Genomic DNA, 16,025 nt, shown 5'->3' on the forward strand with positions numbered 1-16,025 from the left:
GGGGTCGGGGGCGGGGCGGTTGCCCGAGTGGTCCGTCAGCCTGACTCGGGCAGATCCGCCGCGCAGCGGAACCCCGTGTGCCCGGTGCTGCTGTCGGGTGTGTTGGACGTGCATGGCGCACAGGCCCTGTGCCCGGTCCCGCCCCGAGGCCTGGAGCCGCACGGCGGACGGCGGACGGCTCGGGGATCTCCCGGTCGCCCCCTGATGTGGGGGCGCACCATGCGCCTGCCATCGCTCCTCCGACCGCGCCCGCCCCGACCGGCGGCCGGGTCAGCTCCTGAGGTTACTGGTCTGACCAGCTTCCTATGTTGCCTAGTTGAAAGAGTTTCTTTCGGTCCGGATACCGTTGTCAAGGGACCCTCGAGCCGCAAGGACGGTACGCAGCGCGGTACTTCGACCACCCGTAGCCGGCCGCTGGGGCCACCAGTGACCCGCTCATCACCGGCGGGACTCGGGTTCGACGTACTCAAAGGTCGGGCCGGCTGTTGTGCCGTTTCCGTCGGGCATCTCCATCAGGCCCAGCGCCTGTGCTTGAGCGTGTACATCGTGCCGGTCGCGGCCCCGAGCATCCCGGACTTCGCCGCGCGCCCTGCCCTCGCCCTGCTCGACGATTTCCTCCAGTGCCGCCAACGCCGAGGCGAGATCGGTGACCGCGGCCAACTGTCCGCCCGTGTGGGAGAAAGGGCCTGCGACGACTTGGCGAGCCGGGTCGCCGCAGAAGACCTCCCGCTCGCCGAGTTCGGCGCACAGGTGACGTAGTCCTTCTTCTATCGCGTCGTAGAACTGCCCGATCGTCTCGTAGTTGTCGCCTTCGGCCGGAGCACCGGGCAGCGCAGGCTGTTCGAGGCGGAGAAACATCTCCAAGGTCTCCGAACCGAACGGAACGAGGGACAGCTCCAGGGAGCGGTCGCCGTGCGGCAGGGGTCGGGGATGGGGCGGCAGCATGTGCGGCGTGTCCAGACGGGGTTGCCCGCCAACCGCGTTGAGGAGGTTCGCCGCCAGTGCCAGGTGGATCATCTCCTCGACGAAGACGCCGGCCACCACCTGAACGGCGTCCGGGTTGCGCGTCAGGTCGAGCGAGTAGAGGGCGCAGAGATAGGGCGGCAGAGTGGCGTGTTCCAGTTCGATCGCCCGCTGAAGGTGCTCTCGAAGGCTTTCGAGTGTGTGAAGAGTGCGGAGACCGGCCTCATCGCGTTCGGCCTCCCTGGAACGACCAGCCAGTCACCGTTGTGCTGATGGGCCTGAACTGAGGGTTGTCTCGCGGCGTTGACGGCGATGACGGCGATGACACTCTTCGGCCCGCCGGGGCACACGGTGGTGTCCGGCGGCCGGCCGAGACAGCCTTGTCGCGCCGCCGGGACCCTCCCACGGAGCGGATGGGCTCCGTTCCCAACCGGCCTGCGGGGCGCAGGCAGCAAGCAGCAGGCAGTCAGTCGGTGGGCCGCGGGGCGCGCAGATGGGCCCGCTGGGCCAGTTCCTCGTCGTCGACCAGTTCGAGCATGGGCTTGCCCGGCGCGCACATCATGGTCACGACGAACCGGGTCCGTGCATCGGCCAGTGCGTTGCCGTCCTGGTAGTGGATCACGTCGCCGCCCGGCTCCCAGAATGTCCCGCCGGCCTCGACCACGCGCTCGGGCTCACCCTCGAGCTCGAAACGGACGGCGCCCTCGATGACGTACCCGAACGCCGGCCCCGAGTGGCGGTGCGGCGGCGTTCCCGGGTCCCCGGGCTCCCACTCGATGAGCACGGTCATCGCCGAGGCGCCCTCCGGGACGGAGAGCGGTGCGGCGTCCTGCAGCACCTTCGCCGCCGTCTTCCACCCCTCCGACCGTGTCTGCAGGCCGGTCCCGTGCGCTGAGTCCTTGTTCGCCACTGTGGTGCACCTCCATTAATCCACAAATCCACCGCGCCATGGCTCCCATGGCCGTTGCCCAGTGATGACCGGGCTCGCGGTGGATCTGTGACACCACGGACTGCGTCGGTGTCACAGATGCCTTGCATGATTGGTCTTCCTGGGTATGCACCCGACGTCGCGTCATGTGCTGTGGCCGGCCGTCGCCGCACCGCGTGCGAACGCCTGCAAGCGCCAGCAAGCGCCTGCGGCATGGCGGACGCAGAACTGGCGGATATAGACCTGGAGGGCATGTATGGGCGTGGAGGACGGCAGAGACTCCCTCGACGAGGCGACAAGGGTGTTCCTGGCGGCGCGTCCCCGGCTCTTCGGCATCGCGTACCGCGTGCTCGGCAGTGCTGTGGAGGCCGAGGACATCCTCCAGGAGGCGTGGCTGCGGTGGCAGAACACCGACCGCGACGCCGTTCGCGAGCCGACGGCGTTCCTCGCCACGGTCACCGCCCGTCTGGCGATCAACCTCGCCCAGTCCGCCAGGGTGCGGCGTGAGTCGTATGTCGGCCCCTGGCTGCCGGAGCCGGTCGACACCGGGGCGGATCCGCAGTTGGGCGCGGAGCGGGCCGAGGCACTCGACCTGGCGGTGCTCTTCCTCCTGGAGAAGCTGAACCCCGTGGAACGGGCCGCCTACGTTCTGCGGGAGGCCTTCGACTACCCGTACCAGCAGATCGCGGACATGCTGGAGACGAGCGAAGCCAATACACGCCAGTTGGTGAGCCGCGCCCGCAAGCACCTGTCGGCGGAACGCCGCGAGCCCGCCAGCCCTGCCGCGCACCGGCGGCTGCTGGAAGTGTTCCTCACCGCCGCACAGACCGGCGATCTGTCAGTGCTCGAGGACGTTCTCACCGCGGACGTGGTCAGCTACTCCGACGGAGGAGGGATGCGCGGGGCAAGCAGGATTCCGGTCGTCGGGCGTACGCATGTCTCCAGGTATCTTGCCGCCTTCGCTCCCCGTTTCTGGCCTGGGACAGACATCCGCTGGGCCGAGGCCAACGGCAGGCCGGCCGTCCTCGTCTCGCACGACGGAGCCGCTGTGGCCCTGTTGTCCGTCGATGTCTCGGCACGAGGCGTCGAACGCGTCATGTGGGTCATGAACCCGGAAAAACTGACGCCTTACGTGGCTTCGCTGACCGGCTGATGGGCCGACCCCCTCCTGGGCCGTCACAGGAGGGGGGACTTGTCGGTCAACAAGTCGGTGAACCAGTCGTCCCGACGGCGTCGGAGTGTCACAGATCGCGGGGCCGTCCGGTCGTACTGAGTGACGACCCAGGCGATCGGAGTGGACCGTGGCTGTCACAGAACAACGCCTTGCCACCATGGTGCTGGTGATCGGCACCGGAGGTGCCGGACTGCGAGCGGCCATCGAGCTGGCCGAGGCCGGTGTCGACGTCCTCGCCGTCGGCAAACGCCCCAAGGAAGACGCCCATACGGCACTCGCGGCCGGAGGCATCAACGCGGCCCTGGCCACCGTCAACCCCGAGGACAGCTGGCAGCAGCACGCCGCCGACACGCTCAAGGAGAGCTACCTCCTCGCGGATCCCCGCACCGTGGAGATCGTCACCCAGGGCGCCGCCCGAGGCATCGACGACCTGGAACGCTACGGCATGGCCTTCGCCAGGGAAGAGGACGGCCGGATCTCCCAGCGCTTCTTCGGCGCGCACAAGTTCCGCCGGACCGCCTTCGCCGGCGACTACACCGGTCTGGAGATCCAGCGCACGCTCATCCGCCGCGCCGACCAGCTCGACATCCCCGTGCTCGACGGCGTCTACATCACCCGGCTTCTGGTGCACGACGGCGCCGTCTTCGGTGCCTACGGCTTCGACCTCGCGAGCGGAAGGCGCTACCTGATCCACGCCGACGCCGTCATCCTCGCCGCGGGTGGCCACACCCGTATCTGGCGGCGTACGTCCTCACGGCGCGACGAGAACACGGGCGACTCCTTCCGCCTGGCCGTGGAGGCCGGAGCCCGCCTGCGGGACGCCGAGCTGGTGCAGTTCCATCCTTCCGGGATCATCGAACCGGAGAACGCGGCCGGCACCTTGGTCAGCGAGGCCGCCCGGGGTGAGGGCGGGATCCTGCGCAACGCGCTCGGGGAACGCTTCATGGCGCGCTACGACCCCGACCGCATGGAGCTGTCCACGCGCGACCGCGTGGCCCTGGCCTCGTACACGGAGATCAAGGAAGGGCGGGGCACGCCGAAGGGAGGCGTGTGGCTCGACGTCTCCCACCTGCCCCGGCAGACGATCATGACGCGACTCCCCCGCGTCTACCACACTCTGCTGGATCTGCAGATGCTGGACATCACCCGCGAACCGATCGAGATCGCGCCCACCGCGCACTACTCGATGGGCGGGGTGTGGGTACGCACGGAGGACCACAGCACCGACGTACGCGGCCTGTACGCCATCGGCGAGGCGTCGAGCGGGCTGCACGGCGCCAATCGCCTCGGCGGGAACAGCCTCATCGAGCTGCTGGTCTTCGGCCGCCTCACCGGCCGGGCGGCCGCCGCCTACTCGCAGTCCCTCACCGCGCAGCCGCGGTCGGCGTCGGCCATCGCCCAAGCCCGCGCGGAAGTCGACGACCTGCTCGCGGCCGACGGACCGGAGAACGTCCGCGCCCTGCAGCGCGCCATCCGCAACACCATGACCGAGCACGCCGGAGTCGTACGCGACGAAGAGGGCCTGCGCGCCGGGCTGGCGGAGCTCGCGGTGATCGAGAAGAGGATGGAGGACGTCGGCGTACACCCGGACATCGCCGGTTATCAGGACCTCGCGCACGCCTTCGATCTCAAGTCCGCCGCGCTGGCCGCCCGGGCCACCCTCGAAGCGGCGCTGGAGCGTCGCGAGACCCGCGGCTGCCACAACCGCAGCGACTACCCCGACCTGGATCCCGCTCTGCAGGTCAATCTCGTGTGGTCCCCGACGACGGGTATCACCCGCGAGAACATTCCGGCCGTCCCCGAAGAGATTTCCTCTCTCATGGAAGAGGTCTCGGCCGAAGGAAAACTCGCCGAATAAGTCGGGTTCCGCGAACCGCGTGTCACACGCAGGGCCGCTGCCCGGTCTCTTCTCATGCAGACCGAATTCTCCCAGGAAAACTCCGAAAGGAATCCGACATGAAGGTCGTAGTGATCGGTGGCACGGGGCTCATCGGCTCGAAGGTCGTCGCCAGGCTCGGCGAGCACGGGCACGAGGCGGTGGCTGCCGCGCCCAACACCGGCGTCAACACGCTCACGGGCGAAGGCCTGGCCGACGCCCTGCAGGGCGCCTCGGTCGTGATCGACGTGTCCAACTCCCCCTCGTTCGAGGACAAGGCCGTCATGGAGTTCTTCCGCACGTCCACGACCAACCTCCTGAAGGCGGAGACGGAGGCCGGCGTCACGCATCACGTGGCGCTGTCCGTGGTCGGCACCGATCGCCTTCAGGGGAGCGGGTACTTCCGCGCCAAGCAGGCCCAGGAAGAGCTGATCAAGGCGTCCGGCATCCCTTACTCCATCGTCCACGCGACGCAGTTCTTCGAGTTCGCGAAGGGGCTCGCCGACGGGGTCACCGAGGGCGACACCGTGCGCCTGCCCGCCGCCAGGATCCAGCCCATCGTCTCCGACGACGTGGCCGCCGCCGTGGGCCGTACGGCGGTCGGGGGCCCGGTCAACGGTGTGGTGGAGGTGGCCGGTCCCGAGGCGTTCGAGCTGGAGGAGTTCATCCGCATGGGACTCGCCGCCCACAACGACCCGCGCAAGATCGTCACGGACCCGCAGGCGACGTACTGGGGCGCCGAGTTGCAGGAGAACACGCTCCTTCCGGGTCCGGACGCGCATATCGCCGAGACCAGGTTCGCCGAATGGCTCGCGCAGCAGAAGTAAGAAGTCATCCACGAAGAAATCAGGGTGGCCCTTTCCCGAGAGGAGAGGGCCACCCGGGCCACCCATTCGCTTTTGAAGTAAACGGCTACGAACCGCTGGGCGCCCGGGCTGCCGTCGGGGCCCGGCGGGCCGACCGGCTCCAGTCCCTCGCGCAGGAGGGAGGGGCTCGGCTGGCTCCCGCGCGCGTGCCGTATGGCCCACAACACATGGGACTTCGCGAGCTGGTCCGTGCTCTCGGCACGCCGGGTCTTCGCGGGCGACCTCGCCGGCGCCGGCTCCCTGGTGGCGGAGGCGACGGCGATCGGCGAGGCGACCGGCAGCAGTGTCGGGAATTTGCTTGGCTGCTTCTCACCTTTATGACCGGGCGCCCGCCGAAGGTGTGACACTCCTTCAAACAATTCAGCACGTATGCAAGGCGGTTCAGTTCCGGTGCTTGCCGGCGATCTCCTCGCGGAAAGCGGTATTCAGATATTCCGCTCCGCGCCTTCGCATCACACGGCGTTCACTTTCCGTCGTTCCGCCCCAGATGCCATCCACGTGTCCCGCCTGCACGGCCCACTCGAGGCACCGCGCCACGATAGGGCAATGCCCGCAGACGGCCTTGGCTTCATCGATCTGTCGAAGCACCGGACCGCTGCTCGATATGGGAAAGAAGTGCGGGGCCTGACCTATAAGACCGGGAAACCGCCGCATGTGTGACACGCAGGCCGGCACACCAGGTCATGTCACAAGATCCGCGAGTTCCCGGTCTAACAGGGTGAGCCGATGTCCACGGCGTCGAGGCGTGCAGGGCGGTGCGAGAGGGAGGAAGCCGTATGAACCAGGACGAGGGCGATGCGGTGCCGCTCGTGGAGCTGTTGGAGGAGCGTCGGTTTCTGCTGGATGTCGCCTACTGGATGCTGGGCAGCCCGGGCGCGGCGGAAGGAGTTGTCGATGAGACCTATCGCCGGTGGTACGAGCTGTCCGATGCGGCGCGCCTGCAGATCACCGTTCCCCGGTCGTGGCTGGCGAAGACCGCGGGCGGGATCTGTCTGGACCGGCTCGCGCTGCCCGATGGGGGTACGGCCGGGCGCGAGGAGGATGACCGCACGCGGGCCGCGGACCGGACGCGGGCGGCGGATGTGGAGGTGGAGGCCGGCCGGGTTGTGCTGAACGCGATGGAGTCACTGTCGTCGGCCGAGCGGGCGGCGTTCGTGCTCCACGTCTTCGGGATGGCCCCCGGCACGGTCGCCGACATCGTGGGCCGTACGGAGCCGGAGGTCGCCGAACTCGCCGACCGGGCCAGGCAGTGGCTGCGGGTGCAGCGCTCGCGGCCCACGACGCCGCAGCAGCACGACGCCGTTGCCCGTGCCGTGTGCCGGGCGTGCGTCACGGAGGACGGTGAACCACTCGCGTCGTTGCTGTGCCCGGACGTCACGGCGTTCTTCGACGGTGGCGGCAAAGTGCGGGCGCTGACCGGGCCGGTCCACGGCAGCCGGCAGGTCGCCGACAGTCTGCTGACGCTTCTTGCCCGCCGCCCGCGCACCACCCTGACCACCCACTCCGTCAACGGCCGCACCGGCCTCGTCGCCCGCTACGGCCATCAGGTGGCCGCCGTCATCAGCCTCGACGTCGCCGACGACCACGTCGCCCAGGTCTGGGTCATCCTCAACCCCGAGAAACTACGGTCCTGGAACCGGCCCCACACATGAGGCGTCATGAATGCGATGGGCTTGCCGTCCCGGTGGACCATCACGCCCGTACGGCCGTTGGCGTCGACCAACCTGGGCTTCCGCTTCGCGCCACAAGCGCCGATAGGTCGACAGGTAGGCCACACGTGCAGGGCCCAGCACAGGTACACGGGCGCAGCCCCGCATACCGTTGCCGTCGGACAGGCTGACGGCATCGGGGGTGAGAAGCGCTTCCAGTGACGCCACATCGCCCGTTCGAGCCGCTGAGACGAAGACGTCCAGAAGACGTCGGTGCTCGGCCGCGTCCACGTTCTCCCGCCGCTCGTCCGACAGATGCCGGCGAGCACGGCTCACGATCTTCCGCAGGTTGACGAGGCTGAGTTCGAGGATTTCGGCGATCTCCGCGTACGCGTAGTCGAACGCCTCGCGCAGCACGTACGCGGCGCGCTCGACGGGGGTCAGTTTCTCCAGCACCAGCAGCAGTGCCAGCTCCAGGGCCTCAGCGCGCTGCGCGCCGACCTCCGGGTCCGAACTCGTGTCGACGGGCTCCGGCAGCCACGGTCCGACGTAGGTCTCCCGACGCACGCGCGCCGACTGCGCGACGTTGATGGCCAGGATGCATGATCCTTTGGCCTCCGTTGCTCCGCCTCTGCTTCATTGACCGGGGCCGGCCCGGGCCTGTGACAGAGCTGGGGCAACAAGCCGGCCCGTCTGCGGATCCAGGAGCAGGCGTTCAGCGCGACGTCCCCACGATCACAGCGACGCACGCGATCATCGCCATGGTGATGAGGACCATCGCCGTGAGTGTTCCTCGGAGCCATCGCCGGATCCGGATGTGGTGCTGTTCTTCCACCGCGTTGATGCGGTCGGCGATGTGATCGGTCACCATGCGGGCCACGTATATCTGCTCGTCGATGTACCACTGCTCGATTTCCCGTTTCTGTTCCGGGGTGAGCCCCTGCGCTCGTGCGGTGAAATCCGATACGCGCCGATGTGCCGCTTCCAGATGAGCCTCCCGGTGCAGGAAGCCTTCGATGTCGGTCAGGCCGCGTGCGGCCTCCTCACGCGCGTTCATGGCGTACTCCCGATGGAAATCGACAAACGAGAAACGAGAAACGAGAACTCCACATGTTCATGCCGTCGTTGCGTCGTTCGACGGCATGTCCGCGCTCGCCCAATTCTCGTCGGAGAGCTGCAGATTTCCGTTCGTGACGAAGGCGTCTCGCGGGTGTTGTACGGAGGCGAGAGAGACGAGATCCCGGCCGAAGAGGGCGGCAGTGAGCCAGACGGCGAGAACCCGGATCTTGCGCTCCCAGGTGGGCACTGCCAGGACGTGATAGCCCCGGTGCATCAGCCAGGCGGGAAGTCCCTTGATGACGATGCCCTTGTACTGGAAGATGCCCCGCCCGAGCCCCAGCGTCGCCACCACCCCCAGACTGCTGTGGCGGTAATTCCGGACGCGCCCGCCGCGCAGGTCGGCCACGAGGTTCTTGGCGAGGTGCTTGCCCTGCCGCACGGCGTGCTGGGCGTTCGGCACCGTGCGCGTCCCCGGCACGGGAGAGGCCAGGTCGGGAATGGTCGCATCGTCTCCGGCCGCCCACACGTCCGGCACGGTTGTGCACGACCGGGTTCGAGGCGTTGCCGGCGGTCCAGACGATCAGCGCGGAGTCGAACTCCGCTCCGTCGGAGAGCACGACATGCCCGTCCTCGGCGGACACCAGCTGCGTGTTCAGGTGGACGTGTGCGCCACGGCGCTCAAGAGAGCGCACCACCCAGGCACCCGGCTTGTCGCTCACCTCGGGCAGGATGCGGCCCCGGGCCTCCACCAGATGGAAGGACAGGTCCTCGAAGCTCAGCTCCGGATAGGACTTGAGCATCGCGGTCGCCAGTGACAGCAGTTCGCCAAAGCCCTCGACGCCGGAGAATCCGCCGCCCACGAACGTGACGGTGAGCAGCTTTTGCCGTTCGGCACCCGGTGGCAGTGACGCCGCCTGGTCGAAGGCGGTCATCAGCCGGTCGCGGATCGCCACAGCCTCCTCGACGTGCTTGAGGCCGATGGCCTGCTGCGCGAGGCCGGGGACGGGGAAGGTGCGGGTCACGGCTCCGGCGGTGACCACAAGGATGTCGTATTGGAGCTCGTAGGCGGCTCCGTTCACCGGGCGGACGGTCACTGTGCGGTCCGCGTTGCGGATATCGGTCACGGTTCCCGCGATCAGCCGGGTCCTGCGCAGGTGCCGCCGCAGCGACACGGCAGCGTGACGTGCCTCGACCGAGCCGGCCGTCACCTCCGGCAGGAAGGGCTGATAGGTCATGTACGGGCGTGGATCGACGACCGTGACCCGCGCCTCGCCCGCACGCAGCGTCTTCTCAAGGCCCCATGCCGTGTAGAAGCCCGCGTAACCGCCGCCGACGATCAGAATCTCACGCATGAATCACCTCTGGTTGTTGTCCGACACCAGATAGACCGCGCAGGGGCGGGCGGGTGTGACATACAAAGGCGGCAGACCGGCGTGTCGGCGGCCTGCGGCAGGGGGCGAGGTGGGCGTGCGGCCGCAGGATGCTGTCGGGTCAGGGGCACAGGCAGGGGCAGGCTGGACTCAGCTGTCGGCTGCCTGCCTCGCTCAGGCCCCGGGTTTCTCCGGTGTCGCCGGCGGCTCGGTGGGCGTCGGCGCGGGCGGGCGGAAGAGGGCGGCCCGGGCCACGGGCGGGGCGAACAGGGCGGTGACGGGCGCGGAAAGAGTCAGTACGGAGCGGAAGGCGCGCCCCACGACCGGGTCGCCGGGGTAGCGCTCCTGAACGCGCCGCAGGTACCAGTCGGCGACGCGGTCCGCGGGCCGTCCGGCGACCGCGGTGCCGACCGCGCCCGGCATCTTGCGGTCCGCCCCGGCGGAGATGTCCCACGCCTGCCGGGATGCCGCGAGAAGTGCCCGCTGCACACGCCGCGTCGTGGGGGTCCGGCGCGGATCGGCCAGTGCGTCGCGCAGGGCGACCGCGCTCATCGCGGCGACGGCCATGCCCTGCCCGTAGATCGGGTTGAACGTGCACAGGGCGTCGCCGGTGGCGAGGAATCCGGCCGGGCGGCGGCCGGGCAGGTCGTAGCGGCGTCGGACGTTCGCGGTACGCCGGTAGCCGAACGCCGGCGAGAGCGGTTCGGCCTCGTCCAGCCACCGGTGCAGGAGCGGATGCGGCAGCCTCTTGGTGTACGTCACGAACTCGTCGTCGTCCGTGGGCGGTTCGTCGCCGCGCAGCCCTGAGACGATGACCAGATGGGTGCCGTCCTCCAGCGGCAGCGCACCGCCGGCGTGGACCTGGGCCGGGCTGGGGTAGACGTAGTAGCCGGCGGTGTCGCCGCCGAGGACGCCGCTCTTGCCGCGGTAGATGCGGGATGCGTACGCGAGCCCCGTGTCGATGGTCTCCTCGTGCGGGGTCTCGGCCCCGATCGCCGTGAGCCACTGCGAGGCCTTCGTTCCGCTGCCGGACGCGTCGACCACCAGGTCGGCCTCCAGGGGCCGCTGCTCGCCGCGGGCGTCGCCGGAGCGGTCCCGCAGGAGCACGCCCCGCACGCGTGAGGCGTCACCGAGGAGCCCGACGACATCGGTCCCCTCCACCGCGCTGATCACCGGGTTGGCGAGAACACGTTGCCGCACCAGCTCCTCCAACTGCGCGCGGGAACCGGTGTAGATGTGCGTCGTCGCGGGCAACCGCCGGAACCAGCGGCCGTCCTGACACTGCACCAAGTCCGACGGCATGCCCACGCGCGGCGCCCCCGCCGCCCGCAGCTCCGCCAGGAAACCCGGCAGCAGCGACTCCAGGGCCACCTGCCCGCCCTCCAGCAGGACATGCGGATGCCGGCCCTGCGGCAGACCGGGCCGCGGCTTGGCTCCGTCCGGGAACCGGTCGCGCTCGACGACGGTCACCCGGTCGGCGTGCCCGGCGAGGACCTGCGCCGCGAACAACCCCGCGAGGCTGCCTCCCACAACGACCGCATGCCGCCCACCCCGGCCGCCGCCCACGCCCCAACTACCCTTTTCCACGGCAGAGTTCACCTGTCCGCTCCCCTGGTCGCCACGTCGTGTGGTCACCACGTCGTGAGAAGGCACCAGTATCCCGCTCCGCAGAACGGGTTGACCCCGTTCGAGCCCTTCTGGTCAACGGCCGACCGTGCGACCACCATTCCGGCGCTTGACGTGCAGGCGGTTGCCCGCCGGGCCGGTCCATTCCAGCTGCACGACACCGGGCACGGCACGTGATCTCTGGGATACGTCCAGTCCCAGACGGCCCATACGCCATCGGGCCGGCGGCCGGCGGGTCAGGCGGCGTCGCCGGCGAGTCTGCGGCGCTCTTCGAGGGCGTCCCTGATGCGCCGGGCGTCCCGCGGGTAAGTGCTGTGGAGCAGGCCGAGCACCGCGGCGTTGACGAGCATCAAGATCACCATGACCCAGAGGAAGACCACCTGGATTCCGAGGCTCTCGGCGAGCTGACCGGCCGCGAGGGAGAAGGCGGCCCAGGCCAGGACCTCGAAGACGGAGAGCCAGACGGCGAATGCCTGGCCACGGAGTTCGGGGAGGACCACCGCGGTCACCACCGGCCGGTTCACCGTGGGGTTCAGCCCCTGGCCGAAGCCCATGAGGGCCCAGAAGACGCAGTAGATGCCGATCCCGCCGGAGTAGTGGAACTGGGTTCCGATGAATGCCACGACGGCGAAGAGAACCTGTGCGAGCTGGAGGAAGGCAATGCGGCCCCGGTCGGTCCACCACCGGTCGACGAACGGCAGGAGGAAGCCGCCGCCGACGGTGCCGACGAGGTATCCGGCGCCGTACGGCACCATCACGACGGCCGCGACGGCGTTGCTGAATCCGCGTTCGACCACCAGGAACTGAATCCCGAAGACGGCGATGAGCAGGTGCCCGGAGAGGAGCCGGGAGAGCATCATCACCGAGTAGGTCGGGATGCGGAACAGTGAGAGCACGGACTTCACCGTGACGGTGTGCTTCACGCGTGCCGTCTCGTTCAGGTCGGCGAGCTGCTCCTCGGCCGCTCCGACGCCCGGGTCCTTGAAGCCGACCGCGACGACGAGGCCGGCGAGGACGCAGACCCCGCCGAGCGTCCACATCCCGTAGCGCCAGCCGTCGCTGAGCCCGGTGAACAGAGCGATGACCGGGCCGATGGCCTGCGCGAACGTGTTCGTGAGGCCGTAGAGAATGCCGACCGCCTTTCCCCGTTCGCGGTCCGTGAAGGAGTCGGCGATGACGGCGTTGGTGATCGGGCCGCCGCCCATCAGGCAAGCGGCCATAAGGGTGTTGAACAGCAGCAGGGTGCCGAAGTTCTGTGCGAATCCCGCGAGAATGCCGAAGAAGCCGCCGAGGACGGTGGTGAGCACCAGGGCAGCGCGACGGCCTGTTCGTTCCGCCAGCCACACCCAGAACGGGCCGGTCGGTACGGCGGCAACCTTGCCGAGCGCCGCGAGCGTGCCCAGGTTGCCGCTGGTCAGGCCGAGGGAGCTCGCTATGGACGGGAAGAGGGTGGCGGTTGCGTTGCCCTCTGTGCTGTCGACGGCGTTGACACCCGTCAGTGTCAGCAGGTTGCGCCATCGGTGGGGGACGTGGGAGGCGGCGGGCGGCGAGGGGACGCGGGAGGCCGCGGCCGGCGGGGCGACGTGGGAGGCGGCGGAGCGCGCCGCGGACTGTTCCGTTGCCATGGGATGTTTCCCGTCGATGTGATCTGGCAGCCACAGGGGAAGGTGGCTACAGCTCCTGGAGACAGTCCGCGAGGGACCGCAGTGTGCTGGGGGGAATGACCGCCGACCGCGCCAGATCGAGCAGGCTCGACTCCGCTGGGAAGGCGATGAGTTCGGTGTGCGCGAGGTCGGGGAGATGGTCTTCGACCACCTTCCTGACGGCGGGGTCGCGGAGCAGTTCGAGTACGGGCCGCTCAAGGAGTGCGCCGTGCGGCAGTTCCTCCGGCGCAGGCATCGGCTCCGCGAATGCCGCCGCGTGGTCCGCCTGGTCCCGGACGAGCAGGTGCTGCTCCGTGAGGCCACCGTCGTACGGGATACCGAGCCGGTCGAACTGGCTGCGGGGGGCGTCGGCGGCACGGAGGAGATCGGTCAGCAGGCGCAGCATGCGCAGCTCGGTCTGCGGATCGTCGAGGGGGTGCTGCTGCCCCGGGTCCTGTTCGAGGTCGAAGAGCAGGGTTCCGTACCGCCACGGATTCATCCACCACCCACCGGTGGCGGGGATCCGCAGAGTCCGCAGCCCTTTGGTGAACGAGAAGGGGTCGGCCGGCTCCCAGTCGGCGAGTTCCCCCACGCCGAACCGCGCGCGCATGTGCGTCGGCATCAGCGTGTACTCCTCCAGCGGGCCGTTCTCCGGGGTCGCCGTGGCGCGCATGTACACATACCGGCCGTCCGTCACGTTCACATGGCCGCCGTGGATACCGAACAGCGCGCCGTCCCGCAGGCGCTGGTCGTCTCTGAGAGCGGCCGCGAGGTCACGCCCCTGCATGTCGGGCGGGGTCTCGAGCCCGAAGTACCGCAGCAGAGTTGGCGCCATGTCGATCGTCTGCGCGAGCGCACCTCGGCGGGTGTCCGCGCCTCGGGTGCGTGGATCCCACATGAACATCGGGAGATGCACGAGTTCGTTGAACCACGGCATCACGGACTTCGCCCACCAGCCGTGCTCGCCGAGCAGGAAGCCGTGGTCGGTGTTGACGATCAGCAGGGTGTCGTCCCACATGTCGTGCTCGTCCATGACGTCGAGCACCCGGCCCAGCGAGTGGTCGCACATCGACACCAGCGCGGCATACCGATGTCGTGCGTGCTCGACCTGTCCCGCCGGCTCGGTGACCTTCTGGTAGCCGGGCCAGTCGAACTCCGGCCCGGTGTGGTCGTCCGGATAGCGGGAGGTGTACGGCTCGTGCACGAAGAACGGCTCGTGCGGGTCGAAGAGCTCGAGTTGCAGCAGCCAGCCGTCCGCATCCGCGTTGGTGTGCAGGAAGTGCACGCCGGCGTCGACGGTACGGGTCTGGGAGTGCTCCGCTTCGGTGGGCATATAGCTGCGGTTGATCGCGTCCTGCCGGCGGATGTGCGGGCCTTCGCCCTCGCGGAGCCCGTCGACGACGCCCTTCCACGGGTCGCCTTCCTGGCCGCGGAAGAACTCCCACGTGGTGTAGCGGGTGTGGTACGTCGCCCCGCCGTCCTCCCAGTAGTGCGGGTGGTCAGAGACCAGGTGGGTATGAATTCCCGCGTCTCGCAGCATGTGCGGCATCGAATCGTCGAAAGGCTCCAAAGGCCCCCAGGAACGGTGCAGGAAGTTGTAACGCCCGGTATGGAGTTCCCGGCGGGCCGGCATACACGGCATTGATCCGGCGTAGAAGTTGTCGAACGTCACCGTCCGGGAAGCCAGCCGTGTGAAATTGGGCGCGTCCACGATCGTGTCCGCGTACGGAGCGAGCATGTGCCGGTTCAGGCTGTCGAACATGAGGACGATGGCACGCAAGGGAAAGGCCCCCCTCGTTCAGCGGACGTCGTGGAGACGGGCGAGGAGATCCGGGGCCACGGCACCCTCCGGAGCATCGAGCAGCACTCGCCTCAGCATCTCCAGGCGTTCCAGGTGTGCGTCTATCGCCTGTGCGCCTGACTCGTGGGCCCACTCGCCCACGAGTGTCGCCAGATTTTCGTCGAACGGGGCGCGAGCGTCGACGGGTTCACGTCGGTCACGGAAGCGATAGCGGGCCACTTCCGCACGACGCGTCGTGAGCTCGGTGTCGATGAGACGCAAGAGCTGTTCCCGCGTCATGAATCCGGCAAAGGCGAGTCGCGCACCGAAATCCGGGTCCTGGAAACGCGTCGGAGGGCTGTAAGGACCGGTGAGCCAGTCGAGAAAAACGGTCATTCCCTCGTCTGTGATCCGGTACGTCTTGGCGTCGGTGGCACCGGCTCTCCGCTGGACGGTGTGAGTCACCCACCCACTGGATTCCATTTTTCCCAGTGCCCGGTAGACCTGACTCATCTGGGTGTTGGAACGCAGAAAGCGCCCATGCGTATCCATGTATTTCTTCAGGTCGTACCCGGTGCTGGGATGCCGGGCGAGCACACCCAGCAGAATGCTTTCGAGCTTCATCGCTCGCTCCTCACGGCGGCTCCGCGGGCTGTCCCTGCCCGCGAACAGTGCATGCCACAAGTGGAATGCCTAAGGTAGAGAGACCATGACACATGTGGAATGCCTGCGCAAGAGTTCGGACAGGCCGCTTCCGGGGTGAAGGGCCCCTCACGGGCGCCCCTTGCCCCCGACGGCTCGGCGCTCGACCGGTCCGCGGGCGGCCTGATGTTCAGCCGCCGCACGGTGATTCGATCTCATTGCTTGAGATTTCACCTACCAGGGTGAAGCCAGGTAAGCCTTGCCTTATATGCTGCCCCGGCCCCTTCGCCCCGCCTGGTGTGGAGGCACTCGACCGTCCCTCCCGCACGACAGGAACTCCCATGCGCACGACCTCCCGCGGCCTCTTCGCGGCGCTCGCTCTCACCCCGCTGCTGGCCGGCTGTTTCGTGTCCGGGGAGGACGGCTCGGAGGCGGACGCCGAGGGCTGT

14 protein-coding genes and 1 pseudogene are annotated in these 16,025 nt (G+C 68.6%); 5 read left to right on the top strand and 10 right to left on the bottom strand.

Features of this window, described 5'->3' with window-relative positions; translation table 11 throughout:
* Positions 1-438 precede the first annotated feature (438 nt).
* Together G5C60_RS42015 and G5C60_RS42020 are read right to left on the bottom strand one after the other, a co-directional pair.
* Positions 439-1,221 (bottom strand): ferritin-like domain-containing protein, encoded by a 783-nt coding sequence (locus G5C60_RS42015; protein ID WP_165267954.1) that lies wholly within the window; start codon positions 1,219-1,221, stop codon positions 439-441.
* Between the two features lie 208 nt (positions 1,222-1,429).
* Complete coding sequence (locus G5C60_RS42020; protein WP_420907460.1) at positions 1,430-1,873, bottom strand: cupin domain-containing protein; 444 nt, start codon at positions 1,871-1,873, stop codon at positions 1,430-1,432.
* A 274-nt stretch (positions 1,874-2,147) separates the two neighbouring features.
* On the opposite strand from G5C60_RS42020, the gene G5C60_RS42025 reads away from it, so the two are divergent.
* From G5C60_RS42025 to G5C60_RS42040, 4 genes are all read left to right on the top strand, one after another.
* Positions 2,148-3,044 (top strand): RNA polymerase sigma-70 factor, encoded by an 897-nt coding sequence (locus G5C60_RS42025; RefSeq protein ID WP_165267939.1) that lies wholly within the window; start codon positions 2,148-2,150, stop codon positions 3,042-3,044.
* Between the two features lie 178 nt (positions 3,045-3,222).
* Entirely contained in the window at positions 3,223-4,923 is a 1,701-nt protein-coding gene (locus G5C60_RS42030; RefSeq protein WP_165267958.1) for an FAD-binding protein, read from the top strand.
* 98 nt (positions 4,924-5,021) lie between these two features.
* Positions 5,022-5,768 carry an SDR family oxidoreductase gene (locus tag G5C60_RS42035; protein ID WP_165267940.1) on the top strand — a complete coding sequence of 249 codons (747 nt, stop codon included), beginning with the start codon at positions 5,022-5,024 and terminating at the stop codon, positions 5,766-5,768.
* 192 nt (positions 5,769-5,960) lie between these two features.
* Positions 5,961-6,128, top strand: coding sequence for a hypothetical protein (locus tag G5C60_RS42040; protein WP_165267941.1), 168 nt, complete (start codon positions 5,961-5,963; stop codon positions 6,126-6,128).
* Between the two features lie 60 nt (positions 6,129-6,188).
* Here G5C60_RS42040 and G5C60_RS42045 read toward each other — a convergent pair whose 3' ends face one another.
* Complete coding sequence (locus tag G5C60_RS42045; RefSeq protein ID WP_165267960.1) at positions 6,189-6,461, bottom strand: WhiB family transcriptional regulator; 273 nt, start codon at positions 6,459-6,461, stop codon at positions 6,189-6,191.
* A gap of 122 nt (positions 6,462-6,583) precedes the next feature.
* Here G5C60_RS42045 and G5C60_RS42050 point away from each other — a divergent pair, with 122 nt between their 5' ends.
* Positions 6,584-7,459 carry a sigma-70 family RNA polymerase sigma factor family protein gene (locus tag G5C60_RS42050; RefSeq protein ID WP_165267942.1) on the top strand — a complete coding sequence of 292 codons (876 nt, stop codon included), beginning with the start codon at positions 6,584-6,586 and terminating at the stop codon, positions 7,457-7,459.
* Positions 7,460-7,461: 2 nt separating this feature from the next.
* On the opposite strand, the pseudogene G5C60_RS42055 reads toward G5C60_RS42050, so the two are convergent.
* From G5C60_RS42055 to G5C60_RS42085, 7 genes and pseudogenes are all read right to left on the bottom strand, one after another.
* A pseudogene (locus G5C60_RS42055) lies at positions 7,462-8,053 on the bottom strand (sigma factor-like helix-turn-helix DNA-binding protein); the annotation flags it as partial.
* Positions 8,054-8,171: 118 nt separating this feature from the next.
* Positions 8,172-8,513, bottom strand: coding sequence for a hypothetical protein (locus G5C60_RS42060; RefSeq protein ID WP_165267944.1), 342 nt, complete (start codon positions 8,511-8,513; stop codon positions 8,172-8,174).
* Positions 8,500-9,867, bottom strand: a complete 1,368-nt coding sequence (locus tag G5C60_RS42065; protein WP_241267465.1) for an NAD(P)/FAD-dependent oxidoreductase — start codon at positions 9,865-9,867, stop codon at positions 8,500-8,502. The genes G5C60_RS42060 and G5C60_RS42065 overlap by 14 nt, the downstream gene beginning before the upstream one ends.
* A gap of 192 nt (positions 9,868-10,059) precedes the next feature.
* Positions 10,060-11,415 carry an FAD-dependent oxidoreductase gene (locus G5C60_RS42070; RefSeq protein ID WP_338146081.1) on the bottom strand — a complete coding sequence of 452 codons (1,356 nt, stop codon included), beginning with the start codon at positions 11,413-11,415 and terminating at the stop codon, positions 10,060-10,062.
* Positions 11,416-11,747: 332 nt separating this feature from the next.
* Entirely contained in the window at positions 11,748-13,136 is a 1,389-nt protein-coding gene (locus tag G5C60_RS42075; RefSeq protein ID WP_165267948.1) for an MFS transporter, read from the bottom strand.
* Between the two features lie 46 nt (positions 13,137-13,182).
* Positions 13,183-14,916, bottom strand: coding sequence for a sulfatase (locus G5C60_RS42080; protein ID WP_241267466.1), 1,734 nt, complete (start codon positions 14,914-14,916; stop codon positions 13,183-13,185).
* A gap of 36 nt (positions 14,917-14,952) precedes the next feature.
* A complete protein-coding gene (locus G5C60_RS42085; protein ID WP_165267952.1) occupies positions 14,953-15,558 on the bottom strand; it encodes a PadR family transcriptional regulator in 606 nt (201 codons plus the stop codon).
* Positions 15,559-16,025 lie beyond the last annotated feature (467 nt).

It is taken from the genome of Streptomyces scabichelini (assembly GCF_011045015.1).
Lineage (GTDB): Bacteria > Actinomycetota > Actinomycetes > Streptomycetales > Streptomycetaceae > Streptomyces > Streptomyces scabichelini.

Bases quoted from the DNA above. Each gene is read 5' to 3' on its own strand.
- G5C60_RS42080 (WP_241267466.1), bottom strand. From the start codon at position 14,916: ATGTTCGACAGCCTGAACCGGCACATGCTCGCTCCGTACGCGGACACG.
- G5C60_RS42030 (WP_165267958.1), top strand. From the start codon at position 3,223: ATGGTGCTGGTGATCGGCACCGGAGGTGCCGGACTGCGAGCGGCCATC.
- G5C60_RS42065 (WP_241267465.1), bottom strand. From the start codon at position 9,867: ATGCGTGAGATTCTGATCGTCGGCGGCGGTTACGCGGGCTTCTACACG.
- G5C60_RS42075 (WP_165267948.1), bottom strand. From the start codon at position 13,136: ATGGCAACGGAACAGTCCGCGGCGCGCTCCGCCGCCTCCCACGTCGCC.
- G5C60_RS42035 (WP_165267940.1), top strand. From the start codon at position 5,022: ATGAAGGTCGTAGTGATCGGTGGCACGGGGCTCATCGGCTCGAAGGTC.
- G5C60_RS42085 (WP_165267952.1), bottom strand. From the start codon at position 15,558: ATGAAGCTCGAAAGCATTCTGCTGGGTGTGCTCGCCCGGCATCCCAGC.
- G5C60_RS42045 (WP_165267960.1), bottom strand. From the start codon at position 6,461: ATGCGGCGGTTTCCCGGTCTTATAGGTCAGGCCCCGCACTTCTTTCCC.
- G5C60_RS42060 (WP_165267944.1), bottom strand. From the start codon at position 8,513: ATGAACGCGCGTGAGGAGGCCGCACGCGGCCTGACCGACATCGAAGGC.
- G5C60_RS42025 (WP_165267939.1), top strand. From the start codon at position 2,148: ATGGGCGTGGAGGACGGCAGAGACTCCCTCGACGAGGCGACAAGGGTG.
- G5C60_RS42050 (WP_165267942.1), top strand. From the start codon at position 6,584: ATGAACCAGGACGAGGGCGATGCGGTGCCGCTCGTGGAGCTGTTGGAG.
- G5C60_RS42040 (WP_165267941.1), top strand. From the start codon at position 5,961: ATGGCCCACAACACATGGGACTTCGCGAGCTGGTCCGTGCTCTCGGCA.